This window comes from Microbacterium sp. ISL-59, from assembly GCF_018613945.1.
In the GTDB taxonomy this organism is placed as follows: Bacteria; Actinomycetota; Actinomycetes; order Actinomycetales; family Microbacteriaceae; genus Microbacterium; species Microbacterium oxydans_B.
On the sequence record NZ_JAGGPG010000001.1, the window covers coordinates 314161 to 338865 of the forward strand.

At 68.8% G+C, this 24705-nt stretch carries 22 protein-coding genes and 1 tRNA gene; 11 read left to right on the forward strand and 12 right to left on the reverse strand.

Going from position 1 to position 24705, the window contains the following annotated elements:
- Positions 1-615, forward strand: coding sequence for a 16S rRNA (guanine(966)-N(2))-methyltransferase RsmD (gene rsmD, locus J7E45_RS01560; protein ID WP_215066657.1), 615 nt, complete (start codon positions 1-3; stop codon positions 613-615).
- Here the strand turns inward: rsmD and thiL are convergent.
- The gene (thiL, locus tag J7E45_RS01565; protein WP_091036029.1) at positions 585-1580 is read right to left on the reverse strand and encodes a thiamine-phosphate kinase; all 996 of its coding nucleotides are present in this window, start codon (positions 1578-1580) and stop codon (positions 585-587) included. The two genes, rsmD and thiL, sit on opposite strands and share 31 nt — an antisense overlap.
- Positions 1581-1603: 23 nt before the next feature.
- Between thiL and J7E45_RS01570 the strand changes: the two genes are divergently transcribed.
- Positions 1604-2089 carry a DUF3515 family protein gene (locus J7E45_RS01570; RefSeq protein WP_215066659.1) on the forward strand — a complete coding sequence of 162 codons (486 nt, stop codon included), beginning with the start codon at positions 1604-1606 and terminating at the stop codon, positions 2087-2089.
- Between the two features lie 21 nt (positions 2090-2110).
- Here the strand turns inward: J7E45_RS01570 and J7E45_RS01575 are convergent, their stop codons facing one another.
- From J7E45_RS01575 to leuC, 6 genes are all read right to left on the reverse strand, one after another.
- On the reverse strand, positions 2111-3193 hold the full coding sequence (locus J7E45_RS01575) for a D-alanine--D-alanine ligase family protein (RefSeq protein WP_215066661.1): 1083 nt from the start codon (positions 3191-3193) through the stop codon (positions 2111-2113).
- Positions 3099-4256, reverse strand: coding sequence for an NAD(P)H-dependent glycerol-3-phosphate dehydrogenase (locus tag J7E45_RS01580; protein WP_374225437.1), 1158 nt, complete (start codon positions 4254-4256; stop codon positions 3099-3101). Before J7E45_RS01580 ends, J7E45_RS01575 begins: the two co-directional genes overlap by 95 nt.
- Positions 4222-4977 (reverse strand): lysophospholipid acyltransferase family protein, encoded by a 756-nt coding sequence (locus J7E45_RS01585; RefSeq protein WP_251053343.1) that lies wholly within the window; start codon positions 4975-4977, stop codon positions 4222-4224. Before J7E45_RS01585 ends, J7E45_RS01580 begins: the two co-directional genes overlap by 35 nt.
- Positions 4978-4982: 5 nt before the next feature.
- Positions 4983-6350 carry a UDP-N-acetylglucosamine 1-carboxyvinyltransferase gene (gene murA, locus J7E45_RS01590; protein ID WP_215066665.1) on the reverse strand — a complete coding sequence of 456 codons (1368 nt, stop codon included), beginning with the start codon at positions 6348-6350 and terminating at the stop codon, positions 4983-4985.
- A gap of 66 nt (positions 6351-6416) precedes the next feature.
- Entirely contained in the window at positions 6417-7013 is a 597-nt protein-coding gene (gene leuD / locus J7E45_RS01595; protein ID WP_091036015.1) for a 3-isopropylmalate dehydratase small subunit, read from the reverse strand.
- 3 nt (positions 7014-7016) lie between these two features.
- On the reverse strand, positions 7017-8462 hold the full coding sequence (gene leuC, locus J7E45_RS01600) for a 3-isopropylmalate dehydratase large subunit (RefSeq protein WP_167633404.1): 1446 nt from the start codon (positions 8460-8462) through the stop codon (positions 7017-7019).
- A 190-nt stretch (positions 8463-8652) separates the two neighbouring features.
- Here leuC and J7E45_RS01605 point away from each other — a divergent pair, with 190 nt between their 5' ends.
- The gene (locus J7E45_RS01605; protein ID WP_215066667.1) at positions 8653-9948 is read left to right on the forward strand and encodes a PLP-dependent transferase; all 1296 of its coding nucleotides are present in this window, start codon (positions 8653-8655) and stop codon (positions 9946-9948) included.
- Entirely contained in the window at positions 9945-11258 is a 1314-nt protein-coding gene (locus J7E45_RS01610) for an LLM class flavin-dependent oxidoreductase (RefSeq protein ID WP_215066669.1), read from the forward strand. The genes J7E45_RS01605 and J7E45_RS01610 overlap by 4 nt, the downstream gene beginning before the upstream one ends.
- A 22-nt stretch (positions 11259-11280) precedes the next feature.
- On the opposite strand, the gene J7E45_RS01615 is transcribed toward J7E45_RS01610, so the two are convergent.
- The gene (locus J7E45_RS01615; RefSeq protein ID WP_215066671.1) at positions 11281-12285 is read right to left on the reverse strand and encodes a TerC/Alx family metal homeostasis membrane protein; all 1005 of its coding nucleotides are present in this window, start codon (positions 12283-12285) and stop codon (positions 11281-11283) included.
- Positions 12286-12550: 265 nt separating this feature from the next.
- Between J7E45_RS01615 and J7E45_RS01620 the strand changes: the two genes are divergently transcribed.
- From J7E45_RS01620 to J7E45_RS01630, 3 genes are read left to right on the forward strand one after another with little or no spacing between them, the layout of a single operon-like run.
- On the forward strand, positions 12551-13111 hold the full coding sequence (locus J7E45_RS01620) for an RNA polymerase sigma factor (protein WP_091036000.1): 561 nt from the start codon (positions 12551-12553) through the stop codon (positions 13109-13111).
- A complete protein-coding gene (locus J7E45_RS01625) occupies positions 13108-14226 on the forward strand; it encodes a DUF4349 domain-containing protein (protein ID WP_215066674.1) in 1119 nt (372 codons plus the stop codon). The genes J7E45_RS01620 and J7E45_RS01625 overlap by 4 nt, the downstream gene beginning before the upstream one ends.
- A 50-nt stretch (positions 14227-14276) precedes the next feature.
- Entirely contained in the window at positions 14277-15590 is a 1314-nt protein-coding gene (locus J7E45_RS01630) for an acyltransferase (protein WP_215066676.1), read from the forward strand.
- Positions 15591-15646: 56 nt separating this feature from the next.
- Here the strand turns inward: J7E45_RS01630 and J7E45_RS01635 are convergent.
- Positions 15647-15719, reverse strand: a tRNA-Glu gene (locus J7E45_RS01635).
- A 149-nt stretch (positions 15720-15868) separates the two neighbouring features.
- Here J7E45_RS01635 and J7E45_RS01640 point away from each other — a divergent pair.
- Positions 15869-16507 (forward strand): MBL fold metallo-hydrolase, encoded by a 639-nt coding sequence (locus tag J7E45_RS01640; RefSeq protein WP_091035992.1) that lies wholly within the window; start codon positions 15869-15871, stop codon positions 16505-16507.
- Positions 16504-17034, forward strand: a complete 531-nt coding sequence (locus tag J7E45_RS01645) for a GNAT family N-acetyltransferase (protein ID WP_279627359.1) — start codon at positions 16504-16506, stop codon at positions 17032-17034. Before J7E45_RS01640 ends, J7E45_RS01645 begins: the two co-directional genes overlap by 4 nt.
- Here J7E45_RS01645 and pepN read toward each other — a convergent pair.
- Positions 17031-19529 carry an aminopeptidase N gene (pepN, locus tag J7E45_RS01650; RefSeq protein ID WP_215066678.1) on the reverse strand — a complete coding sequence of 833 codons (2499 nt, stop codon included), beginning with the start codon at positions 19527-19529 and terminating at the stop codon, positions 17031-17033. The two genes, J7E45_RS01645 and pepN, sit on opposite strands and share 4 nt — an antisense overlap.
- A 50-nt stretch (positions 19530-19579) precedes the next feature.
- Complete coding sequence (locus J7E45_RS01655) at positions 19580-22039, reverse strand: tetratricopeptide repeat protein (RefSeq protein WP_215066680.1); 2460 nt, start codon at positions 22037-22039, stop codon at positions 19580-19582.
- A gap of 144 nt (positions 22040-22183) precedes the next feature.
- Between J7E45_RS01655 and J7E45_RS01660 the strand changes: the two genes are divergently transcribed.
- Together J7E45_RS01660 and J7E45_RS01665 are read left to right on the forward strand one after the other, a co-directional pair.
- A complete protein-coding gene (locus J7E45_RS01660; protein WP_029263558.1) occupies positions 22184-22681 on the forward strand; it encodes a hypothetical protein in 498 nt (165 codons plus the stop codon).
- Between the two features lie 50 nt (positions 22682-22731).
- The gene (locus tag J7E45_RS01665; RefSeq protein WP_215066682.1) at positions 22732-23691 is read left to right on the forward strand and encodes a hypothetical protein; all 960 of its coding nucleotides are present in this window, start codon (positions 22732-22734) and stop codon (positions 23689-23691) included.
- Here the strand turns inward: J7E45_RS01665 and J7E45_RS01670 are convergent.
- Positions 23657-24670, reverse strand: a complete 1014-nt coding sequence (locus J7E45_RS01670) for a DNA topoisomerase IB (protein ID WP_215066684.1) — start codon at positions 24668-24670, stop codon at positions 23657-23659. The genes J7E45_RS01665 and J7E45_RS01670 overlap by 35 nt on opposite strands.
- Positions 24671-24705 lie beyond the last annotated feature (35 nt).

A 24705-nucleotide genomic window follows, 5' to 3' on the forward strand; every position in this document is an offset into this window, starting at 1 on the left:
GTGACGAGGATCATCGCAGGCGCCGCCAGAGGCGCACGCCTGGAAGTGCCGGGTGTCGGCACGCGACCGACCAGCGACCGGGTGCGGGAATCGCTCTTCGGCGCACTGGAGGCGCTGAGCGCCATCGACGGCGCGCGCGTTCTCGACCTGTATGCCGGTTCCGGCGCCCTGGGCCTCGAGGCGCTGAGCAGGGGCGCCGCCAGCGTGGATCTCGTCGAGCGAGGCCGGCAGGCGGCAGGCATCGTCCGCCGCAACGCCGCCGTCGTCGCCAAGGCCGGAGGCCTGTCGGCCGGTCGGGTGCACGAGGGCGCAGTCCATACTTTCCTGCAGCGCGCGGCCGGGCCCTTCGACCTCGTCTTCACCGACCCGCCCTACGATCTCGACGATGCGGCCATGACAGCCGACCTCGTCGCCCTCGCCCCGCTGCTCTCCGCAGACGCGGTCGTCGTCGTCGAACGCGCGCGCCGCTCCACTCCTCCCGACTTCGGCGCCGCGGGTCTGGAGCTGTTCCGGGAGAAGGGCTACGGCGACACCACGCTGTGGTGGGCGGAGCCTGCGACCGACGAGAGTTCGTCAGCGGACGATCAGCCCGAGACCGAGTCCCAGTCCCGATAGGGATCCCATCCGCTGATGTCGACGGGAAGGCCGTCGCACAGCAGATCCTCGTCTCCGCTCGGAATGACCCGTCCGATCACGCGGAACCCCGGCGGGAGCATTCCTTCGGGGAAAGTGGCGAGCAGCGCGTGGTCTTCTCCGCCGGCGATCGCACGCTCCGGATCCGAGCCCAGCGCGGCGCGGTCGAGAGCGATGGTGACCCCCGACGCCGCGGCCATCCGACGGGCGTCGAGAGCGAGTCCGTCGGAGATGTCCATCATCGCGGTCGCACCGACCGTCGCCGCCACGGCGCCGAGACCGATCGGGGGCGACGGGCGCAACTGGGCGGCCAGCGCAGCGGACTCCCCCGCGGCCAGCTTCGCGACATCGACCGGCACGGGGGCATCGCCGTCACGGAAACGACCGAACAGCACGGCGAGTCCGTGTGCCGCGTTGCCCAACTCGCCGGCGACGGCGACGACGTCTCCGGGACGGGCGCCGCTGCGGGTGACCGGAGCGCGACCTTCGAGATCTCCGAGCGCTGTCACCGCGATGGTCAGCACATCGGACACCGTCAGGTCACCGCCCACCACCGCGCAGCCCGGCGCCAATGCGGCACATGCCTCGCGGAAGCCGTCAGCGAGACGCTCGACGAAGGAGAGACGCAGATCCCGGGGAACGGCCAGGGCGACGAGCAGAGCGGTCGGGCGCGCGCCCATCGCGGCGACGTCCGCAAGGTTCACGGCCGCGGCCTTCCACCCGAGGTCATAGCCGCTGGACCACGCGAGGCGGAAGTCCGGCCCGTGAACGAGTGTGTCGGTCGTCGCGACCACGCTGCCCGAGGGCGTCGCGATCACGGCGGCATCGTCCCCCGGCCCGATCAGGGTATGCGCGCCCGGTGCGGTGCGGCTCAGGATCGCCTGCAGGATGCGTCCTTCGGAGACATCGCCCAGGCGCGGATCATCGGCTTCGGGTCGGGAGGGCATGCTGTCAAAGGTAGCCTGGAAGCATGCCTCGTTCCCGTCGCCTCGCTGCCCTCGCAGGCGCGGTGATCCTCTCCGCTGCCCTCGCCGGATGCTCCACGACCGTGCACCTCGAACCGGCCGAAGACGCGAACGATCCGGCGTGCGCCTCGGTCTCGGTGTTGCTGCCGGACAGTGTCGCCGGGTTCGACCGGGTGTGGACGGACGCCCAGGCCACCGGCGCATGGGGAGAGCCCACCACCGTCGCCCTGCGCTGCGGTGTCGAGCCGCCGGCCCCTTCCGCACTCGTCTGCACCACGCTCGGCGGCGTCGACTGGCTGGTCCTCGAGCAGGAGGAGGAGCGGCAGCGCCTGGTCACCTACGGGCGCGAGCCCGCGGTCGAGGTCAACATCCGTCGGGGTGAGCAGATCGACTTCCAGTCCATCGTGGACTCGATCTCCACGAGCATCCAGTCCGGACTGGCGCCGGCGACGGCGAAGTGCACCGACCGCGTCGAATTCCCCGCGAGCTGACCGCAGGCGGGTGGGCCGGCGTCAGCGGCGCAGACCCGCCTCGACAAGCTCGGTGATCAGTTCGCCGTAGCTCAGGCCGGATGCCACCCAGCACTTCGGGAACATCGAGATCGGGGTGAAGCCCGGCATCGTGTTGAGCTCGTTGACGACGAGGGTGCCCTCGGGGGTCAGGAACATGTCGACGCGGGCGAGCCCCCGGCCGTCGACGGCCTCGAACGCGCGGAGGCCGGCCTCCTGGATCGCGGCCGTCTCGGCATCGGTCACCTCTGCCGGGCAGACGACGTCGACACCGTCACCGCCGAGGTACTTGCCCTCGAAGTCGTAGAACCCACGCGAGGTGAGGATGACCTCCCCGGGAAGGGAAGCGCGCACCCCTTCCGCCGTCTCGAGAACGGCGACCTCGATCTCCCGGCCGCTCACCCCGGTCTCGATGAGCACCTTGTCGTCTTCGGCGAACGCCACGGCCAGTGCGGCATCGAGTTCGTCGGCCACCTCGACCTTGGAGACGCCGACGCTCGAGCCCGCACGAGCAGGCTTCACGAACAGCGGCAGACCGAGGGCGGCCGCGCGGGCGCGGATGTCTGCCGCATCCCGCTCCCAGTCCGTGCGACGCACGGTCACCCAGGGCGCCACCGAGATGCCGGCCGCCTCGAGGGCGATCTTCATGAAGTGCTTGTCCATGCACAGCGCGGAGTCGAGGACCCCGCCACCGGCGTAAGGCACCTCGAGCGTGTCGAAGAACCCCTGGATGGTGCCGTCCTCGCCATGCTGCCCGTGCAGGATCGGGAGTACGACGTCGACGGCGCCGAGACCGACGATCGATCCGTCGACCTGGACGACGCGCAGCGTGCGGTCGCCACCCGTCTCGGGCCACAGCACGCGCGTGCCGTTGTCGACGACCTCGGGAAGGTGTGCGGCATCCAGCGGGAACTTCGCGGGATCATCGTCTTCCAGGACGAAGGCCCCCTCGCGGGTGATCCCCACCGGGATCACGGAGTAGCGGTCGCGATCAATCGCGCCCAGCACGCCCCCCGCCGTTGCGGAACTGATCGAATGCTCGCTGGAGCGCCCGCCGAAGAGCACCACCACCGTCTGCTTGTCCATGGTTGGTCCTCTCACCCTGCGGGGTGTCGTCGTCCGTAGTCAGGTGGGGTGCGATGTCTCTCGGATCCATCTTGCCGTCGAGCACCATCTTCACCTGCTCGACGATGGGCATGTCTACCTCGGCCTCGCGAGCGAGCTGCAGGATCGGCGCGACCGAGGCGAGCCCCTCCGCCGTCTGCTGCATCTGCTTCACGACGTCCTGGAAGCTGTATCCCTGGCCGAGCAGGCGCCCGGCCGTGTTGTTGCGGCTCAGCGGCGACTGGCAGGTGGCGATCAGGTCGCCGAGGCCGGCGAGGCCCTGGAGTGTCTCCGGGTGCGCGCCGTTGGCCACCGCGAAGTCCGTCATCTCGACCAGACCTCGCGTGATGATCGACGCCTTGGTGTTCTCGCCGTAGCCGACGCCGTCGACGATGCCGATGGCGACCGCGATCAGGTTCTTGAGCACTCCCCCGAACTCGGTGCCGATCACATCGGTGTTCACGAACGTGCGGAAGTAGCTGTTCCGCGCGGCACGCGCGACGATCTCCGCGGTCTCCCGACTGCGTGACGAGATCACGGCAGCGGTCGGCTGTTCGCGGGCGATCTCGAGCGCGAGGTTCGGACCGGACGCGACGGCGATGCGGTCGGGGTCGCACCGGAGCTCCTGCTGGATCACCTGGCTCATGCGCAACCCGGTGCCGCGCTCGACGCCCTTCATCAGACTGATGATCTTCGCGTCGCTGTCGGCGAGCAGTGGGCGCACTGCCTTCAAGTTCTCGCGGAGCGACTGGCTCGGCACCGACAGGTAGACCTGTTCGACGCCCTCGAGCGACGTCGCGAGCTCATGCGTGGCCGCCATCGTGCGCGGGAGGTTGATGCCCGGCAGGTACCGGGAGTTGCGCTTGGCCTCGTTGATCTCCTGGGCAAGCTCGGCTCTCCGGGCCCACATCGTCACCTGGGCGCCGCCGTCTGCGAGGATCTTGCCGAAGGTCGTCCCCCAGCTGCCGGCGCCGATGACGGTGGCGCGCGGACCGACGGGCGCTGTTCTCTTAGGAGTCAAGGCGTCCGGTCTCCTTCTGCCCATGGCTTGCGGGATTCCAGCGCTCGGCGGGCGCCTTCTCTCCGCGCAACTCCTCGAGCAAGGCCGTGATCGCGTTCATCAGGCGGTTCGTCGCCTCGTTCAGCGCCGCGGGCTCCCCCGCGCGTCCGCGCAGATCGGAGACGTCCACCGGATCGCCGACCAGCACCCGGACCGGCTTGCGCAGCGGCCAGAAGCTGAGGCCCTTCTGGTAGCGCCCCATGATCTCCTGGGTGCCCCACTGCGCCATCGGGATCAGCGGGATGCCGTCGGCGAGGGCCAGACGCACCGCGCCGGACTTGCCGCGCATCGGCCACAGATCGGGATCACGCGTGAGGGTGCCCTCGGGATACACGATCACTCCGCGACCGTGCTCCACCAGCTCTTCGGACTGCTTCATCGTCTGCCGCGCAGAAGCCGCAGACGAAGTGCGGGCCACCGGGATCATGCCCGTACGGCGCAGGAACCAGCCGAGAACAGGGACCTTGAAGAGACTCTCCTTGGCCATGAACCGCGGCGCACGCCCGATCCGCCACACGGCAACCGCCACGATGAGCGGATCGAACTCCGAGTAGTGATTCGGCGCGAGGATGAACGACCCCTCCTGCGGGAGCTTCTCACCGCCGGAGACACGGATCTTCGCGATCAGCGCGACCGGCGGGATCACCAGTGCGGCGAGCGGCCAGAAGACGCTCGGCCGGGTCGTCTCCGCCGACCGCCGTGCCATCCGGGTCACCGGATGACGTCGAAGTCGGCGCCGAGCGCGTCGAGCTTGGCGAGGAACTTCTCGTATCCACGGCTGAGGATGTCGACACCCGAGACCTTCGACTCGCCCGTGGCCGTCAGCGCCGCGATGACGTGGCTGTAGCCGCCGCGGAGGTCGGGAACCACGATGTCCGCACCGTGCAGCGGCGTCGGGCCCGTGATGACGGCGGCCTGCTCGAGGTCGCGGCGGGGAACGCGGCGGGGTCCGTCCTGCAGACCGCGCGGGTGCACGACGATGTCGGCGCCCATCTTGACCAGCGCGTCGGTGAAGCCCATCCGGTTCTCGTACACGGTCTCGTGCACGACGCTTCGGCCGTGCGCCTGCGTCAGCGCGACCACGAGAGGCTGCTGCCAGTCGGTCATGAAGCCGGGGTGCACATCGGTCTCGATGACGACGGGCTTGATATCGCCGTCACGACGGAAGAGGATGCCGTCTTCCTGGATGTCGAACCAGCCGCCCGCCTTGCGGAAGATGTTGAGGAACGTCAGCATCTCCTGCTGCTTGGCACCGCCGACGAAGATCTCGCCGTCGGTGGCCAGAGCCGCGGATGCCCATGAGGCCGCCTCGTTGCGGTCGAAGATCGACCGGTGGTCGTAGCCGCGGAGCTTCTCGACGCCCTCGATGACGATGACGCGGTTGGGCTCGTAGGAGATGATCGCGCCCATCTTCTGGAGGACCGCGATCAGGTCCATGATCTCCGGCTCGATGGCGGCATTGCGGAGCTCCGTGACGCCCTCGGCGCGGACAGCGGTGAGGAGCACCTGCTCGGTCGCGCCGACACTCGGGTACGGGAGGTGGATGTTCGCCCCGTGCAGGCGGCTTCCGCCCGTGGAGAGGCGGATCCCGCTGGGGAGCTTCTCGACGATGGCGCCGAACTTGCGCAGCGCGTCCAGGTGGAAGTCGATGGGGCGGTCGCCGATACGGCATCCGCCGAGGTCGGGGATGAACGCCTGACCGAGACGGTGCAGGAGCGGCCCGCAGAAGAGGATCGGAATGCGGGAGGCGCCGGCGTGGGCGTCGATCTCCTCGAAGTGGGCGGACTCCACATCGCTCGGGTCGAAGATGAGCGAGCCGGGCTCATCGCCCTCGCTGACGCGCACGCCATGCACCTCGAGCAGTGAGCGCACGACGGCGACATCGCTGATCGCCGGCACATCGCGCAGGGTGCTCACGGTCTCGCCGAGGAGCGAGGCGACCATGGCCTTGGTCGCCAGGTTCTTCGCCCCCTTGACGTCGACGCGACCGCGAAGCGGGCGTCCGCCTCGAATGGCGAGGACGTCTCCGGTGAGTGCAGGGACTCCGTCCGGGAGAGCGTCGCGCACAGGTGTCGTCATTCGGAGCCTCACTTCATTTACGGATTTCGGGGGCGGGTTGCCCCTGGGCTCCCCCGCCCCCACCGTCTACTGAACGGGAAGGGTTCGGGGCCGCCACGACTCGCGACGGGCCTCGAACTGCGCGATCTTGTCTTCGTTGCGCAGCGTGAGCCCGATGTCATCGAGCCCTTCGAGGAGCCGCCATCTAGTGTAATCGTCGATCCCGATCTCGGCCTGGACGTCACCGATCGACGCGCTGCGCGCCTCGAGGTCGACCGTCATCTGTGCCCCGGGATTCCGGTCGATCTCCGCCCAGATCCGCTCGAGATCCTCTTCCGAGATCGTCGCGGCGAGAAGGCCCTGCTTGCCCGAGTTGCCCCGGAAGATGTCGGCGAAGCGCGGGCTGAGGACCACGGTGAATCCGAAGTCGCGCAACGCCCACACGGCGTGCTCACGGCTGGATCCGGTGCCGAAGTCCGAACCGGCGACGAGGATCGACGCGCCCTGGAATTCCGGCTGGTTGAGCACGAACTCGGGGTCCTGCCGCCAGCCGTGGAACAGCGCGTCTTCGAAACCCGTCTTCGTGACACGCTTCAGGAAGACGGCGGGGATGATCTGGTCGGTGTCGACGTTCGAGCGCTTCAGCGGTGCCGCGATGCCCGTGTGCGTGATGAACTTCTCCATGGGTCAGATCCCTTCCGTCAGGTCGCTGGGGCTGGACAGCGTGCCGCGGATCGCGGTCGCGGCGGCGACGAGCGGCGACACGAGGTGCGTGCGCCCTCCCTTGCCCTGTCGTCCTTCGAAGTTCCGGTTCGACGTGGACGCACAGCGCTCCCCCGGTGCGAGCTGGTCGGGGTTCATGCCCAGACACATCGAGCATCCGGCGAAGCGCCATTCCGCCCCGAAGTCCTTGATGACCTTGTCGAGGCCCTCGGCCTCGGCCTCCAGGCGCACGCGCGCCGACCCGGGGACGACCATGACGCGCACGCCGTCGGCCTTCTTCTTGCCCTGGATGATCGATGCGAAGGCGCGCAGGTCCTCGATGCGGCTGTTGGTGCAGGAGCCCATGAACACGGCGTCGACCGGCACCTCTTTGAGAGGCGTCCCCGGCGTGAGGTCCATGTACTCCAGCGCGCGTTCTGCGGCAGCCCGCTCGTTGGGATCGACGATCTCGGCGGGGTTCGGCACCGAGGACGACAGCGAGCTGCCCTGACCGGGGTTGGTGCCCCAGGTCACGAACGGCTCGAGTTCGTCGGCGTCGATGAAGACCTCGGCGTCGAAGGTCGCGCCCTCGTCGGTCGGCAGGGTGCGCCAGTAGGCCACGGCCTCTTCCCAGTCCTGCCCCTTGGGCGCGTGCGGACGGCCCTCGAGGTAGGCGAAGGTGGTCTCGTCGGGGGCCACCATCCCGGCCCGCGCTCCGGCTTCGATCGACATGTTGCAGATCGTCATGCGCCCCTCCATGGAGAGGGCGCGGATGGCGCTGCCGCGATACTCGAGCACGTAGCCCTGACCGCCGCCGGTGCCGATCTTCGCGATCACGGCGAGGATGATGTCCTTCGCGGTGACGCCGTCGCGCAGAGTCCCCTCGACGTTGATCGCCATGGTCTTGAACGGCTTCAGCGGCAGTGTCTGCGTGGCCATGACGTGCTCGACCTCGCTGGTGCCGATGCCGAACGCCATCGCTCCGAACGCCCCGTGCGTCGAGGTGTGCGAGTCGCCGCAGACCACCGTGATGCCGGGCATCGTGAGCCCGAGCTGGGGCCCGACGACGTGCACGATGCCCTGCTCCGCATCGCCGAGCGAGTGCAGACGCACCCCGAACTCCGCGGCGTTGCGGCGCAGGGTCTCGATCTGCGTGCGGCTGGTGAGATCGGCGATCGGCTTGTGGATCTCCAGCGTCGGGGTGTTGTGGTCCTCGGTCGCGATCGTCAGGTCGAGGCGGCGCAGCGGCCGCCCCTCGCTGCGGAGGCCGTCGAACGCCTGCGGACTTGTGACCTCGTGCACGAGGTGCAGGTCGATGTAGATGAGGTCCGGCTCGCCGTTCTCGCCCTTGACGACCAGGTGGTCGTCCCAGACCTTCTCGGCGAGGGTCCGGCGGCGTGCGGAATCGGCACCGTTTGCGGGGGTGGTCATTGCGTGTCTCCTGTGGCTGGCGGTTCGGCCCACGATGGACTCCGCGACGAGGAGGGGCTCAGATCGAGGTCTCGTCGCGGCCGCTAAGAAGAAGGAGCACGGTCCGCATGACGTCAGATTACCACCGCTCGGACACGCTCCGACCCGTCATGACACTCTGTTGAGCACCCGAACGACCGAGAGGCACCGCATGACCGTCGACACCGCCCGCTTCGCCACCCGTGCGGTCCACGCGGCGAGAACCCGTGAGACGGCGTCCTCGCGCGCGACGCCCATCTATCTGACGGCGGGGTTCGAGTTCGACGACTTCGACCACGCGGCCGACCACTTCAGCACCGGGGCCGGCTTCGGATACACGCGCACGGGCAACCCGACGGTGCGAGCCGTGGAGCGTCAGCTCGCAGCCCTGGAGTCCGGCGCGGACGCGGTGCTGGTCGCGAGCGGACAGGCGGCAGTCGTGACCGCCCTGCTCACCGTCGTGGGGGCCGGCGACCACATCGTCTCCTCCACCCACATCTATGAGGGCACCCGAGGGCTCTTCCTCGACAACCTGGCGCGCCTCGACATCGAGACGACTTTCGTCGAAGACATCGCCGATCCGGATGCCTGGCGGGCGGCGATCCGCCCGAACACCCGCGCGGTGTTCGCCGAGTCCGTGGCGAACGCGCGCAACGACGTGCTCGACATCCGTGCCATCAGCGACATCGCCGACGAGTTCGCGATCCCGCTGATCGTGGACAACACCCTGGCGACCCCGGCCCTGCTGCGTCCGATCGAGCACGGCGCGGCGATCGTCGTCCACTCCGCGTCGAAATTCCTCGCCGGACACGGATCCGTTCTCGGCGGCGTGATCGTCGACGACGGCCGCTTCGACGCCGAGCACGCGGGCCACAATGCGCCGCACCTCGTGCTGCCGGGGCGGGGCGACGCTCCCAGCGTCTTCGCTCGCCACGGCGGGCGCGCACGCATCGCCTACGCGCGTGAGTCGGTGGCGCCGCGATTCGGCGCGTCCCCGTCTCCGCTCAACGCCTTCCTGATCGGCCAAGGCGTGGAGACACTCAGCCTCCGCGTCGAGCGGCAGTCCCGCAACGCGCTCCAGATCGCGCAGTGGTTGGAACAGCACGACGCGGTCGAGAGCGTGGACTACGTCGGGCTCCCCTCGCATCCCGACCATGAGATCGGCTCCCGCTACCTCGAGGGCGGATCGGGGTCGATCTTCACCTTCACCCTGCGGGGCCGATTGCCCGCCGCACGACGGTTCGTCGAGGGCGTGCAGGTCTTCACGCACATGACCCACATCGGAGATGTCCGCTCCCTGGTGCTGCATCCGGCGACCACGAGTCACGCGCAGCGCACGGACGAAGAGCGCGAGATCCTGGGCGTGCACCCCGGCACGCTGCGGGTATCGATCGGCATCGAAGACGTCGAGGATCTCGTCGCCGACCTCTCGCAGGTGCTGAACGCCGTGCGGGAGACGGTCGCGTGAGCCGACCCCAGCACTTCGGCTGGTTCCTGGCGCGCGGTTTCGGGCCGCAGGGCTGGGGCTATCCGTCACTCGACTGGGACTACGACTGGACGCGCCCTGAGGTGTACCAGGACGCTGCCCGCACCCTGGAGCAGGCGGGCTTCGACCTGGTCATCATCGAGGACGCGCCGTCGTTGGGGTCGCCGTCGACGATCGATCTGCGGGTCCGTCACGCCTTCGGCGGCCCCAAGCACGATCCGCTCCTGCTCGCTCCGTATCTCTTCCAGGCGACGAGGCATCTGGGCGTCGTGCCGACGGTGAACCCGGCGGCGTATCTCCCGTACACCGCGGCGCGCCAGTTCGCGACGCTGCAGCATCTGAGCGGGCATCGGCTGGGTCTCAACGTGGTCACCGACACCGGGAGCGCACGACACTTCTCGGACGCGCCGCAGCTCGGTCACGACGAGGCGTATGACCGCGCGGAGGACTGGCTCGCCGGAATCCGCGCACTGTGGCACAGCTGGGACGACGGCGCACTCGTCGCCGACCGCGAGACCGGGGTCTACGCCGACGGTACGAAGCTGCAGCCCGTCCGGCACCGGGGCGAGCACTTCGCATTCGACGGCCCCCTCAACGCGCTCCCGTTCACGGACGGGGATCCCGCGATCGTCTCCCCCGGCGGCTCCGGCCGCGGACTCGGGTTCGCCGGCGCGAACTCCGATGTGCAGCTCGCGCTGGCTCCGCTGAACGAGAAGTCCGTGCGCGACTACCGTGCCCGGGTGCACGAGGCGGCGATCGCGAACGGGCGGCAGCCCGAGGACATCAAGATCCTGTTCGCCATCCAGCCCGTGATCACGTCATCGAGCGAGGAGGCGGACCGCATCGTCGCCGCATCCGCCCATCCCGACGACGCCGCGCTGGTGCAGATCGCCCGCAAGCAGTCCAGCGACCTCGAGACCGACCTCACGTCGCTCGACCTCGACAAGGCGCTCGACCTCTCGATCTTCGGCGCCCACGTCTCGCGCGGGAGCATCCAGCGCCTGATCGGAGACCGCGGCGAGGATGCCCCGCTGCGCGCCCATCTGACGGCGCTCGCCCGCACAGGCCGGATCACGGACCGCTCCGGCTTCGTCGGAACGGCCGAGGAGTTCGCCGACCTGATCGAAGAGCTCGGCGAGTGGGGCAACGACGGCGTGCTGCTCTGGGGCGACTTCCATCCGGTCACCCTGCATCGCACGCTCGACGAACTCGTGCCCGTCCTGCGCCGCCGCGGCATTCTCCGCCGGGAGTACGTGGACGGCGGTCTGCAGGCGAACCTGCGCGCGTTCTGAGGCGCGCAGGTCGCCTGCGGGACTACTCGCTGAGCGCTGCCTTCTTCTCCGCGCGCTTGTCATGCGAGGAGGCGATGAGGCTCGCGACCGTCGCGATGGTCATCGAAGCGAGGATCACGCCGAGCGAGACCATGTTGCTGATGTCGGGCACCCACTCGACGTGCTGACCGCCGTTGATGAACGGCAGCTCATTGACGTGCAGCGCGTGCAGGATCAGCTTGATGCCGATGAAGCCGAGGATCACCGCGATGCCGTAGTGCAGGTAACGGAGGCGATCGAGCAGGTCACCCAGCAGGAAGTAGAGCTGGCGCAGCCCCATGAGCGCGAAGATGTTGGCCGCGAAGACGAGGAATCCGTTCGTGGTGATCTCGAAGATCGCGGGGATCGAGTCGATCGCGAAGATGAGGTCGGTGACGCCGATCGTGATGAAGACGATCACCATGGGCGTCCACATGCGCTTGCCGTCCACCGTGGTGCGGATCTTCGATCCGTCGTACTCCTCACTGATGTCGACGCGACGACGGAGCAGGCGCACGATGAAGTTCTCGCGCTTGACCTCACCCTCATGGTCACCGTCGGGCATCGCCTGACGGATCGCCGTCCAGATGAGGAATGCGCCGAAGATGTAGAAGATCGGCGAGAAGTTCTCGACGATCGCGACGCCGGCGAGGATGAAGAGGCCGCGCAGGATCAGCGCGATGATGATGCCGACCATGAGGACCTGCTGCTGCAGGCGCCGCGGCACCGCGAACTGGGCCATGATCAGGACGAAGACGAACAGGTTGTCGATCGACAGGCTGTATTCCAGTGCCCAGCCGGTGATGAAGTCGCCGGCGTTCTGCCAGCCGCCGACGTTGCCCAGGAGCACGGCGAAGAGCAGTGCGAGACCCACGTAGAAGACCACCCACAGGGTGGACTCCTTCGTCGAGGGGATGTGCGGCCGCAGCCGGATGAGGAGCAGGTCGGCGATCAGGATGATCGTGAGGACGACCATCGAGGTGATCTCGAACCAGACGGGGATTTCCAAGGGGCGCACAGGCCTTTCGCGGAGGGGTCGGGAATCAGTCGAAAGTCTCTCCCCCGCACAGATGTGCGTCGCGCGCCCGGAGCAGCGATGACGGTGCTCGTGATGACGTTACGCGCGGATCCGGGATACTCCCTCTCGCCCGGGCAATGCTACCGGAGCCGCGGCACCGCGGGGAACAGCGATCGAGACGAATACGGCGACCGGATCTGAGACGATGAGGCAGCGATCGACACTTCCCTGGTGAGAGACACCGAACGGAATCAGGATGCCCGTGCAGACGAGTGATCAGAAATGGGCGGCGCAGGCCGCGGCCGGCGACGAGAGCGCCTTCCGCGAGCTGTACCGCGCACACGTGCGGCCGGTCTACTGGATCGCCCAGGGCATCCTGGCGTCGCCCGCCGACGCGGAGGACGTCACCCAGGAGACGTTCGTCGTCGCCTGGCGCAAGCTCCCCGCTCTCGAGCTCCAGGGCGAGTCGATCCTGCCCTGGCTGGCCACGATCTGCCGCTTCCAGGCCGCGAACCGGTTGCGCCAGCGCCGCCGCGATCAGGCGCACACCGCCGAGGCCGTCGACGAGACCCTGTTGCCCGACACGATCAGCGTCGAGGAACAGGTCATCACGGCCGAGCTCGCCGCCCGGATCGCCGTCGAGGTGGGGACCCTGAACGATCTCGACCGCGAGATCTTCCGCCTGTGCGCGTCCGAGGGCTACGCGTATCAGGCCGCGGCCGAGGAATTGGGCATCACGCACGCGGTCGTCCGCAATCGTCTCTCCCGAGTGCGCACCCGGTTGCGCGGCGCCGTGAAGGAAGTGAGAGACGCATGAACGACCAGAATCCCCGCAGCGAGCTGCCGGTGCTGTCGGACGACACCATCGCCCGCATCGAGACCGCCGTGTTCACCGAGATCGCCGCAGAACGCTCCCCTGCGCATCCGCAGGCCGAGCGTGCCAGGAAACGCCGCCGCCGCTGGCTCACGGGCGGCGGCATCGCCGCGGCCTTCGTCGTCGGCGTCCTCGTGACGCCCCCGATCCTCGGCGCGGTCGGTGGCACCGCGACATCGACGGCCGAGGGGCTGAGCTTGCCGGGCGGCGTCTCGATGGATTCCTCGTCGTCATCGCCGGATCAGATGTCCGACTCAGCACCCGAATCGCTCCCCGGGAGCATCTCCGACTCCACCATCGCCGGCGCCGACAGCAGCGAGGGCGATCGGGAGATCATCGCGACCGCCCAGGCGACCGTCCAGGTGAAGAGCATCGCGGACGCCGCTTCGGCGATCGCGAACCTCGCCGAGGAGCACGACGGCTACGTGGAGAGCACCGAGATCGGGAAGTCCGTCGCCATCGACGGCACGTCCGAACCGGCTCCCGCCGACTCGGCGTACGGCTGGATCAGCATCCGCGTGCCCTCCGCAGATCTGCCGGAGGTGATCGCCGCGCTCGGAGAGACCGGTGACGTCCTCTCGTCGTCGACGTCGAAGCAGGACGTGTCCTCGGTGTCGATCGATCTTCAGGCGCGCGTCGACTCGACGCGCGCGTCCGTCGACCGTCTCACCGAGCTGATGGCGCAGTCGGGCAGCGTCTCCGAGCTGATCGAGGCCGAGGTCGCGCTGACCGACCGACAGGCGCAGCTCGAGTCGTATGAGCAGCAGCTCGAGTCCCTGCAGGATCAGGTAGCGATGTCCTCGCTTCAGGTGCAACTCACCAGAGCGACGACGGCCACCACCGCCGATCCCGCCGGGTTCGCCGACGGCCTGCTCGCCGGATGGAACGGCCTCGTCGTATCGCTCAACGCCCTCGTCATCGCACTGGGCTTCGTCCTCCCCTGGCTCGCGGTCGTCGGTGTCGTCGTACTGATCGTGTGGCTGATCCGTCGAGCGCGCCGGAACCGTCGATCCGCACCCTCGTCGGTAGCGGAAGAAGCCGGTCCCGACCAGATCTGACTCCCGCCGCCCGAGCGGGCACCGATCCGCCGGCGGTTAGAGTCGTTGCCATGAGCAGAGCCGCCATCGATCTCCGGTCACGCGCTGTGCCGGTCGGCCGCGACCTCACTCTCGACCTGGTCCGCGTCGCCTGCGTGCTGCTCGTCGTGTTCGTGCATGTCCTCTTCACCGGGGTCGGGCGGGAATCGGACGGGTCGCTCCTGATCGAGAAGACCGTCGAGACCCAGTCGTGGTTCACCGCCGCCTCCTGGATCGCGAACATCATGCCGCTATTCTTCGTGGTCGGCGGATACGCCGCACGAGCCGGATGGCGATCAGCAGTCGCTCGTCGCGAGAGCGCAGACACCTTCGTGCGCGTACGACTGGCACGCCTCGCCCGCCCTGCCCTCCCGCTCTTCGTCTTCTTCACGATCGTCCTCGGCGCGGCACGGGTGCTCGGCGTCGATCCGGCACTCGTGGACACCATCGCGATCGGCGTCGGGTCGCCGCTGTGGTTCCTCGCCGCCTACATGATCGCGCAGGCACTGGCACCGGCGATGATGCGGCTCCACGAGCGACACGGTGCGTGGATCCTGCTGATCCTGTTCGCCACGGCTCTGGCCGTCGATGCCTTCCGGTTCCTCTTCGTCGGCGGCGTCCTGGGCATCGCCCCCCTTCCTCCCACGGGGTATGGCCTCGGCCAGGAACTCTCCGGCATCCCGAACATCCTGTTCGCGTGGCTGTTCGCACAGCAGGTCGGATTCTTCCTCTATGACGGCTGGTTCGCACTCCGCACCTGGTGGCAGCTCGTGCTGATGATCGCGGGCGGGTACGTGGCCCTGTGGGCTCTCGTCTCTCTCGGCGGCTACACGCAGAGCATGCTCGGCAACCAGTGGCCGCCGACAGCCACGATGGCTGTCCTCGCGGTGATCCAGACCGCGGCGCTGACCATCCTGCACCGCCCTCTGACCGCCATCATGCGCACCAGAGCGGCGCAGGGAACTGTCTTCCTCATCGGGTCGCGGCTGATGACGATCTACCTCTGGCATCTCCCGATGATCATGGTGCTCGTCGGCATCGAGCTCCTCCTGCCGTTGCCGTTGCCGTCGCCGGGAAGTCCGCTGTGGTGGTGGACGCGACCCCTGTTCTTCGTGGTCGTACTGGCTGCCGTATGGCTGCTCTCCCTGTGGCTCGGTCGGTTCGAGAGAGTGCCACGATTCGGCGTGCCGCGCCGCCCATCGACGGCGGTCACGGTCGCTGCCGTCGTGGTCTTCGTCACGCCGATCATCGCGATCACCGCGTACGGACTCGACTTCCCGCTCGCTGCAGCGGCCGCCGTCGGAACGGGCGCGGCGTTGTGGTTCACAAAGGCGTCCACTCCGTGAACCGGGTGCGAAAAGCAAGAAAGCCCCCGGCGAACCGGAGGCTTTCTCATGTTGTGTGACCCCAGCGGGATTCGAACCCGCGTTACCGCCGTGAGAGGGCAGCGTACTAGGCCGCTATACGATGGGGCCGTCTGGCGGACGTTTCCGTCGCGCGACAACCGTTCAAGTATGCCATGGCGTTTCTCGGTCCGCCAAATCGACGCCACCCCGACCTGACTCCCGGGCGTGGCGCGCAGAATCCGTTTGCCGTGCACCTGTTGAAGGAGTTGACTCGTCTCATGCGCGTTACCAAGTTCGAACATGCCGCCCTCCGCCTCGATGCCGGCGGGAAGACCCTGCTGATCGATCCGGGTTCCTTCACCGCACCGCTGGTGGATCTCGACGGCCTGGTCGCGATCGTGATCACCCACGAGCACCCCGACCACTGGACCTCCGATCACTTCGACCGGCTCCTGCGCGCGGCGCCGGGCACGCCGATCTTCGCGCCGTCCGGAGTTGCCCGGGCGGCGGAGGGGTACGACATCACCGTGGTCTCCCCCGGCGAAACCGTCGAGATCGGCGGCTTCTCGCTCCGGTTCTTCGGCGGCACGCACGAGGTCATCCACTCGTCGCTGCCCGTCGTCGAGAACGTCGGCGTGCTGGTGAACGACGAGCTCTACTACCCCGGCGATTCCTACGCGGTTCCGGAGGGGGTCGCGGTCGGCACGCTCGCTGCTCCGCTCGGAGCGCCCTGGCTGAAGATCGGCGAGGCGATGGACTATGTGCTCGCTGTCGCGCCGCGTCGCGCCTTCGGCACCCACGACATGACGCTCTCGGTTATCGGGAAGAACATGCACCGCCAGCGGCTGCAGTGGGCGACCGAGCAGGGCGGCGGCGAGTTCTTCGTTCTGGAGCCCGGCGAATCGCTCGATCTGTGAGCGGCGCGGTACGACGCCTCCTCCCTCCGCCGACCGAGCGACTCGTCTTCCGGGAGATGACGGAGGACGACCTGGACCTGATGGCCGATCTGCTCGGCGACCCGGAGGTGATGGCGTTCTATCCGGCGCCCAAGAGCCGCGCCGAGAGCGCCGAGTGGATCGCGCGCATGCAGGAGAGCTATCGGAAGCACGGCCACGGACTGTGGATCATCGAGACGCGCGGCGGCGAGTTCGTCGGCGACTGCGGTCTGACCTGGCAGTCCGTGAACGGCGATCCGGTGCGGGAGGTCGGCTATCAGGTGCGCCGGTCGATGCAGCGCCGGGGGTACGCGACCGAGGCCGCGCGCGCGTGCGTCGAGCTCGTCGCTCGGGAGTTCGCGCCGACGCTGCTCACCGCCATCATCCATCCCGCCAACGACGCCTCTCGCGGCGTCGCGGAGAATCTCGGGATGACCCACATCGACGATGACCGTGCGCACCCGTGGATCGTGCGCACGGTCATGGGGATGCAGGTCGCTCCCGCTTAGTCGCGGTGGCTAGCGCCCTGAGCGGCGCGCACACGGAGATCGCGTTCCAGATGGTCGCGCTGCTCGACGACGAGCCGCCGCAGCGCCGCGGGCGCCCCCGCGTTCTCGGCGATCCAGGCGTCGACGGCACTCAGCGAATCGGCCGCGGGGAAGAACCCGAGGACCAGCCGACGCGCGATCTCGATACTGCGGTCACCCCAGACTCCCGCAATCCGCGCGAAGTACTCCGCATCGAAGACCTCGGTCAGATCACGGCGCCCACCGGCACGGAATCCGTCGATCTCGGCGTCGAGGTGATCGTTGCTCAGCGTGAGGTCGGTCCAGGCGGTCTCCCAGGCCTCGCGCCGCACGGCGGCGTCGGGCCGCGACGCCCGTGCGCGTCGCGCTGCCGTGCGTCCGCTGCCCGTGTCGTCGCGGTCCTGCTCGGCGCTGATGTCGGCGAGGTCGGCGTGCCCGGTCGTGACGAGTGCCGTCAGCAGGTGCCAGCGCAGATCCGGGTCGACCACGAGACCCGCGGGCACGTCACCGTCGAGGAGGGCGCGCACGTGCTCGTGGTGCACGTCGTCGTATGCCGATGCGGTCGCGAGAGCCCGCGCCCACGACAGCTGCGCGTCGCTGCCGGCGTCGGCGGCCTGCAGCGCGCTCCACACGGTATCCGTCCAGCCGCGCTGCTCCGCAGCACGGTCCGCATCCGCCACGAAGTGCCGGATGGCGTACGCGGCGTTCGCGAGGACACCCGCCAGCAGCCCGATGTTGGACTCCGCGGGGCCGTGCGTACGCACGATCGCCACGTACCGCGCCGCATCGAGCTCACCGTCCCTCGTGGCGTTCCACAGCGACGACCACACCAGTGCCCGCGCCAGCGGCTCCTCGATCTCGGACAGCGACTCCTCGACCGTGCGCAGCGACCGCTCGTCGAGCCGCGCCTTGGCATACGTGAGGTCGTCGTCGTTCAGGAGCACCAGATCGGCATCGGGCAGATCTAGCGGGGTCCGCTCGCCGATCAGGTCGAGTTCCTGCTGCTCGCGACGGACGACGCGCCCGTCCAGGCGCTCGTACAGGCCGATGCGCAGTCGGTGCGGACGCGGATCGGTCTGGACGAGGAAGCTCCGACCGTCGCCATCCGTCTCGGTCCACAGCGTCGACACACCGGAAGTCTGCAGCCATGCCGCCGACCAGTCGCTCATGTCGCGGCCGGAGACGGCGCTGAGCTGCACCAGGAAGTCGTCGAGCGTGGTGTTCCCGAACGCATTCGCAGCGAAGTAGCGCCGAGCACCCTCGAAGAACGCGTCATCGCCGACGAAGGCGACCAGCTGCTTGAGGACCGCGGCGCCCTTGGCGTAGGTGATCCCGTCGAAGTTCAGCTTCGCCGCCTCGAGGTCGGTGATGTCCGCCACGATCGGATGCGTCGTGGGCAGCTGATCCTGCTGATACGCCCAAGCCTTGCGGCTCGCGGCGAACTTCACCCAGGCGTCATGGAATCGGGTGGCGACCGCGGAGGCGTGCGCACCCATGTAGTCGGCGAACGACTCCTTGAGCCACAGGTCATCCCACCAGGTCATCGTGACGAGATCGCCGAACCACATGTGGGCCATCTCGTGCAGGATCGTGTTCGCCCGTGCGGCGCGCTGCGCTTCCGTCGCCGCGCCGCGGGAGAGATACGACTCCGTGAACGTCACGAGACCGGGGTTCTCCATCGCACCGAGGTTGTACTCCGGCACGAAGATCTGGTCGTACTTGCCCCACGGGTACGGGTAGGCGAAGGCGTCGGTGAAGAAGTCGAGTCCCTGCCGGGTGACGTCGAGGATCTCGTCGGCCTCCAGGTAGGGCGCCAGCGACCGGCGGACGAAGACGCCGAGGCTGACCTGCTGCTCGTCGCGCCGCCACTCGCCCTCGACACGCGTGTAGGGGCCGGCGGCGACCGCGGTGATGTAGCTCGAGATCGGCAGGGTCGGGGCGAACGCCACCCGCTGCACCCCGACGCCGAGGTCGGTGTGCGCCGCGGTCTGGTTGGAGAGCACCTCCCACTCGGAGGGGGAATCGACGACGAAGGTGTACTCGGCCTTCATGTCGGGCTGTTCGAAACACGCCATGACTCGACGCGAATCGGCGGGTTCGTACTGCGTGTACAGGTACGTCTCGTCATCGGCGGGGTCGTGGAAGCGGTGCAGTCCCTCGCCGGAGCGGCTGTACGCCCCGACCGCCTCGACGCGCACCACGTTCGAGGAGGCGAGACCGGCGAGCGTGATCCGGGCTCCGTCCCACACGACATCCTGGTCGACACCGTTCACCTCGACGCGGCGCACCTCTTCGCCGATGAAGTCGAGCCAGGTCGTCTCCGCCGTGGCATCGAACTCGAGCGTCGTCACGGTCGGGAACCCGGTGCGCGCCCGCTCGGGCGCCCCCGTCAGATCGAGTTCGACACGGATGCGGTGCAGGGTGACCGCAGCGGATCGCGCGGCGGTCTCCTCCCGGGTGAGGTTGGCGGTGTCCATTCCTCCATCCTGGCATCCGGACGAGACGCAGACGGCCCCACCTTCACGCCTCACTCGTTGCGCAGGCGATGGCCGATCTCCGCGTAGAGCTGCGCCGAGGCCGCCGCGAGTGCCTCAGCCGACGCCTCATCGCCCCGCACAGCCGCGATCGACGAGAGGACGCCGTCGCTGCGCGCCACCTCCGCACGATCTCCGGTCGCCTCGGCAATGCTGCGTGCTTCCTCGGCGTGCCGTGCCGCATCGTCGAGGAGCGGGCGGGCTGCGCTCGAGTCGATCGCCGCGGCGCGCACCAGTATCTCGGCCAGTGAGTTCGCCGCCTCGGTCGCGATCAGGGGCGAGCCGGCGCGTTCCGCCTCGCGCAGGGTTCGTTCGGCGGCGGCTCGCGCTCTCACGAGGTCGCCGGCGCGCCCGTCCAGCCGCGCTTCCAGCAGGTCGAGGTCCGCCGAGGTCGCGAACTCCCCCGCTGTCCGCAGGGTCTGCCTCGCGGTCGCGCACAGCTCGCGAGCGCGCACGTCGTCTCCCGTCGCCTCCGCCACCAGTGCCAAGGTCCTGCGCACGAACGGAAGCGAGTCGACGCTCGACTCGTCGAGCAGCCCCTGCAGCTCGACGGCCGCGTCGTCGAGCTGGCCGATCGCCAGGAGGAGCAGCGCCCGGTTGCCGCGAACGACCGCGACGTTGAGATCGTCGCCCTGTTCCCGCGCCATCGTCAGAGCCACCGCGTAACGGTCGCGTGCCTCCGGGTAGCGGGCGAGGATGCGCAGCGTATCGGCATGATTGCCCGTCGCCCGCCCCTCCACGATCCGATCCCCCGCAGCCCGCGCGTGTCCGATCGCGAGCTCGTACGACCGCAGCGCCTCTTCGAGATGGCTCATCCACCGTTGGACGTTGCCGATCTGATTCCACGTGCGCGCGAGTGACACCCCGGTGGCGCTGCGTCGCACCCGATGCAGCGTGATCAGCGCTTCGTCCAGGCGCCCGAGCTTCTCAGCGCAGTGCGCGACGCCCAGGGCGATCTCCGGCACGAGGTCGAGTCCCTCTCCGCGCGCTGCGAGGTCGTGCAGGCGCAGCGACTCGTTCCACATCGACCACCGGGAGAGCCCGGGGTGCGCTTCGATGGCGAGCTGTTCGACCGCGGAATCGGCGGCATGCTCTCGAGCCGCCGCGGCGACGGCGAGCACGGTCACCACCTCCCGCGCCGCGTAGTCCGGATCGGAGCGGATCCGCTCGAGCACCGCGGCCGCTGCTGTGCGCACGAATGTCCGGCGCTCCGAAGAGGGTCGAAGCGAGCGTGATCTCTCCGCGGCGAACGCGAACACCGTGGCATGGATCTGCACGCGTCCGTCGCGGAGTTCGACGAGATGGCGACCATGAAGGCGCTGCAGATCGGCTTCCGCTGACGGACCGCCGGCAGCGAGCAGCACCTCCGCGTCGATGTCCCTGTCCAACAGCGCAGCGTCCGCCAGCAGATCGGCCTCACTCTGCGACAACGAGCGGGTGGCGGCTTCGAGCACGGGACGGATCCGCGCATCACGCGGCTCATGTTCGAAACGCGAGGCGAGATCCTGGAACGACCAGCCCTCGTGCTCACGGACGATCCCCGCGAGCATCACGAGGTCGAGCGGGAGACCGCCTCCCACGGCCACGATGCGCTGGAGCGCAGCTGCACCGACGTCGATCTCCGAGGTGGACAGAGGCGCCGCCGTCCCCTCGACCGTGATGAGATGCGCGAGGAGCCGTTGCGCGTCGGTGTCCGTCATCGGCGGAACGACGACACGAGCGATGGTGAGCGACTGCGGTCGCACACGCTGCTCCAGATCGGCGAGGTCGACCCGGGAGGTCACGACGTACCGCACCCCGGGGACGATCAGTGCGGCGAGGCGCCGGGCATCACCCGCGTCTTCCGCGATCACGGTCGTACCGCGCGCGGTGGTCTGCAAGGTCTCGCGCAGGCGGGGCAGCTCGTAGGGCAGCGAACGGACTCCGAGCGCGCCGAGCATACGCCGCAGGATGTCGATGGGGTCGGCGCGCGGGCGGTCCGACTCGGATTCGCGCAACTGCACCGTGAGCACGGAGTCCCTGCCGACCAGTGCGGAGGCGAAGGTGCTCTTCCCTGCGCCCGGCAGCCCGGTGAGAACCAGGACATCCGCCGCCGGCACAGAGGCCAACAGCGCCTCGCGACCGATCTCCGCACCGGGAGCGTTCCGCGGAGCATGCGTCACCTCGATGTGCACTCCGGATCGCTCGCCGTTGAGCACGCGCGCCGTCTCGCTCCAGCGTTCCGATTCGGCCCTCTCCCCGCCGAGCGCCCGGACAATGTCTCCGACGAGCCGATCGTCCACGCGTCGTCGACCGGGACGGAAGCAGTCGTAGACCGTGACCTTCGGCGGTTCCGCTCCCCCGCGCAGCCGTCCGATGCGCCGTGCGATCTCCGCGTACGAGGGGGATCCGGCATCCGCGCGCATCCGCCCCAGCCCGCTGCAGAGCTCGTCGAGGGTGCGCGGAGCTGGCATGAGTCGAGCCTATGGCAGGCTGCGGGGGCGCTCGGCCGGCGCGTCGTTCGGGCTCGTTCGGGGTCCGACGGCGCCCGGTGGCGGGCATCTAGGCTCGCTCGACGGAGAGGCCGCCCGACCTCCCGGACAAGGAGACACTCCCCCATGACGACACGCGCAGAGATCGCCGCGAAGCTCGACGACTTCTCGTTCCAGAAGGTGAACTTCGGCGGGTTCCTGATGAACAAGCGTGCGAAGAACTCGCACGCGCTGTGGACCCGCACCTCCGACAAGGGGGTCACGGAACTGACCATCCTCACGACGCGGGACTTCGGTGAGGGCAACGTATACGACGTCGCCGCGTTCACCCTGGATGGCACGGTGCCCGCCGACGTCGTCGCCGAGCTCCGACAGCAGGCCGAGAGCCTGACCGACCGGATCAACCTCCGCGAGCACGGGTATGTGTACTCGTGCCTCGAGCCGTGGGACGGCGGGGGCACCATCTGGATCTCGAAGAAGCCGGAGTTCCGCGCGCTGAGCCGGATCGATCAGGGCATCTACGTCATCCCGATCCAGCGTCTCAACGGGCTGAACGAACCGCGCTGGCTCGCGTGGGCGCGCGACAACGGCCAGCTGAACATCGCCATCGTCTACAAGCCCTGACGGTGCTCGCGCACTCGGAACCGACGCCCGCCCCGCACGCAGGAACCCCCGTGCGGGGCGGTTTCCGACTGATCGCCGCGTCGGCGGCCTATCTGGCGATCGCCGCCGGCGTCGCGTTCTATCTGCTGCCTGTGGGTTTCGGGCTCGAAGGTGCCGCCCTGCTCCTCGCACAGCTGGCGACGATCGTCGCGGGCGCTGTACTCGTCGCCACCTCGACCATCGCAGTCGTGCAGCATCGACGGCGACGCGCGAACCTCGAAGCCATCGCGCAGGCGCTCGGGTGGACGTACCGCGCAGACATCGGCGACCGTATCTGGGGCGGATCCATCGACGAGCAGATAGACCGTGGGAGCCGCACCGCGCAGGACCATCTCGATGCACTCCGCACCAGCCTCCCGTTCGACAGCGTCGAGCGCATCTTCGTCGTCGGCGACCGCGAGGGAGCGACCACGCACACCGTGCGCGCCGTGCGTATCCCCCTCCCGTCGGAAGCGCCGAGGATCACGCTCCGCTCGCGTCGGGGCGGTGGAGCGCTCAGTGTGCTTCCGCGACGACCGACCGGCCGCTCGCAGCTGCGGTTGGAGGGCAACTTCAGCGATGTGTTCGAGGTGTCCGTCCCGCCCGGTTACGAGACCGACGCGCTGTATGTGCTCACGCCTGATCTGATGGCGATCCTTCTCGATGAGAGCGCCGACCTCGATCTGGAGATCGTCGACAGCACACTGCACCTGTACCTCCCCGCCGTCGACCTCACAGACGAGAGCGAGCTCCGCGGGTTCCTCACCGTGATCGCCGCGCTGCACGATCGGTTCGGACGACGGACGCTGCTGTACCGCGATGAGGCCGCCGCTCCGCTCGACCCGCAGTCCTACCGCCGCGAAGGCGACACCCTCACCGAGCGCGCTCGGACCGTGGACTCCCGTGCACGGTGGTGGCCGGTGATCGCCGCAGTGGCCACACCACTCATCCCAATGCTCATCGCTGTCGTCTGGCTGCAGCTCGCCGGTTGACGTTCTTCGAGATCTCCGGCCCGCCCAGGAGCCGTCGGATGGCCGTCTCCGGCGTCACCGAGAGGTCCAGCGTGCGTCCCCGTGCGTACTGGCGGAAGACCCGCGGATCGATGTAGCTGCCGCGCGCGACGGCCGTCGTGTTCCCGAGCGCGGTCGCGGCGGCCTGCACGGCGAGTCGCTCGGCCTGGTCCCGATCTTTGCGACGGTCGAGCTCGCCGATCCGCGCGAGTGCATCGGCCGCGATGACGGTCCCGTGCAGGGTACGGAAGTCCTTGGCCGTGAAAGACGCCCCCGTCACCTCGCGGAGGTACGTGTTGACCTCGGCGGGAGTGATGCGCACGCGGCGACGACCGCGGCGATAGGCCAGAAGGAAGGCTCCTGACTTCCCTGCGGCGAAATCGGTCAGCGCGTCGGCGAGCGACTCGTCGGTGATCTCGATCGAGGCGGTGCGGCCACTCTTCGCGGGGAAGGACAACGCCACATCGCTGCCGGACACGCGCACGTCCCGCCGACGAAGGGTCGTGAGCCCACGGCTGCCGTGCCGCACGAGGTATCGCTCGGAGCCGATGCGGAGCGCCGCGTCGTCGAGCAGTCGGAACGCGATCGCCAGAGCGCGCTCCTTGGTCTGTCCTTCTTCCTTGAGCGCCCTGGTCACCTGAGCTCTGGCGCTGGGCAGAGCGGCCGCGAGGTCGAGTGCTCGCACGAACTTGCGGCGATCACGGCTCACGCGCCACAGCGGGTGGTACAGGTACTGCTTGCGTCCCGCGCCGTCGATCCCCACCGCCTGGATGTGCGCGAGCGGATCCGCCGCGATCCACACGTCATGCCATGCGGGCGGGATGACCAGATCGCCGATGCGCTCGCGATCCGCCTCCGGTGCGGTCTCGCCGGCCGGATCGACATACCGGAACCCCGACCCCGCGCGAACCCGCCGGAATCCCGGATCCTCATCCGGTGCGACTCGAACCAGTCTGGCCATTCGTGATCCTCCCCTGAAATCGTCTCCGTCGAGGA

Coding starts and splice junctions, on each gene's coding strand:
- J7E45_RS01625 (WP_215066674.1), top strand. CDS start 13,108: ATGAACGACCAGAATCCCCGCAGCGAGCTGCCGGTGCTGTCGGACGAC.
- J7E45_RS01570 (WP_215066659.1), top strand. CDS start 1,604: ATGCCTCGTTCCCGTCGCCTCGCTGCCCTCGCAGGCGCGGTGATCCTC.
- J7E45_RS01655 (WP_215066680.1), bottom strand. CDS start 22,039: ATGCCAGCTCCGCGCACCCTCGACGAGCTCTGCAGCGGGCTGGGGCGG.
- J7E45_RS01630 (WP_215066676.1), top strand. CDS start 14,277: ATGAGCAGAGCCGCCATCGATCTCCGGTCACGCGCTGTGCCGGTCGGC.
- J7E45_RS01640 (WP_091035992.1), top strand. CDS start 15,869: ATGCGCGTTACCAAGTTCGAACATGCCGCCCTCCGCCTCGATGCCGGC.
- leuD (WP_091036015.1), bottom strand. CDS start 7,013: ATGGAGAAGTTCATCACGCACACGGGCATCGCGGCACCGCTGAAGCGC.
- J7E45_RS01585 (WP_251053343.1), bottom strand. CDS start 4,977: ATGGCACGGCGGTCGGCGGAGACGACCCGGCCGAGCGTCTTCTGGCCG.
- leuC (WP_167633404.1), bottom strand. CDS start 8,462: ATGACCACCCCCGCAAACGGTGCCGATTCCGCACGCCGCCGGACCCTC.
- thiL (WP_091036029.1), bottom strand. CDS start 1,580: ATGCCCTCCCGACCCGAAGCCGATGATCCGCGCCTGGGCGATGTCTCC.
- J7E45_RS01580 (WP_374225437.1), bottom strand. CDS start 4,256: ATGGGCAGAAGGAGACCGGACGCCTTGACTCCTAAGAGAACAGCGCCC.
- J7E45_RS01620 (WP_091036000.1), top strand. CDS start 12,551: ATGCCCGTGCAGACGAGTGATCAGAAATGGGCGGCGCAGGCCGCGGCC.
- J7E45_RS01670 (WP_215066684.1), bottom strand. CDS start 24,670: ATGGCCAGACTGGTTCGAGTCGCACCGGATGAGGATCCGGGATTCCGG.
- J7E45_RS01575 (WP_215066661.1), bottom strand. CDS start 3,193: ATGGACAAGCAGACGGTGGTGGTGCTCTTCGGCGGGCGCTCCAGCGAG.
- pepN (WP_215066678.1), bottom strand. CDS start 19,529: ATGGACACCGCCAACCTCACCCGGGAGGAGACCGCCGCGCGATCCGCT.
- J7E45_RS01660 (WP_029263558.1), top strand. CDS start 22,184: ATGACGACACGCGCAGAGATCGCCGCGAAGCTCGACGACTTCTCGTTC.
- murA (WP_215066665.1), bottom strand. CDS start 6,350: ATGACGACACCTGTGCGCGACGCTCTCCCGGACGGAGTCCCTGCACTC.
- J7E45_RS01605 (WP_215066667.1), top strand. CDS start 8,653: ATGACCGTCGACACCGCCCGCTTCGCCACCCGTGCGGTCCACGCGGCG.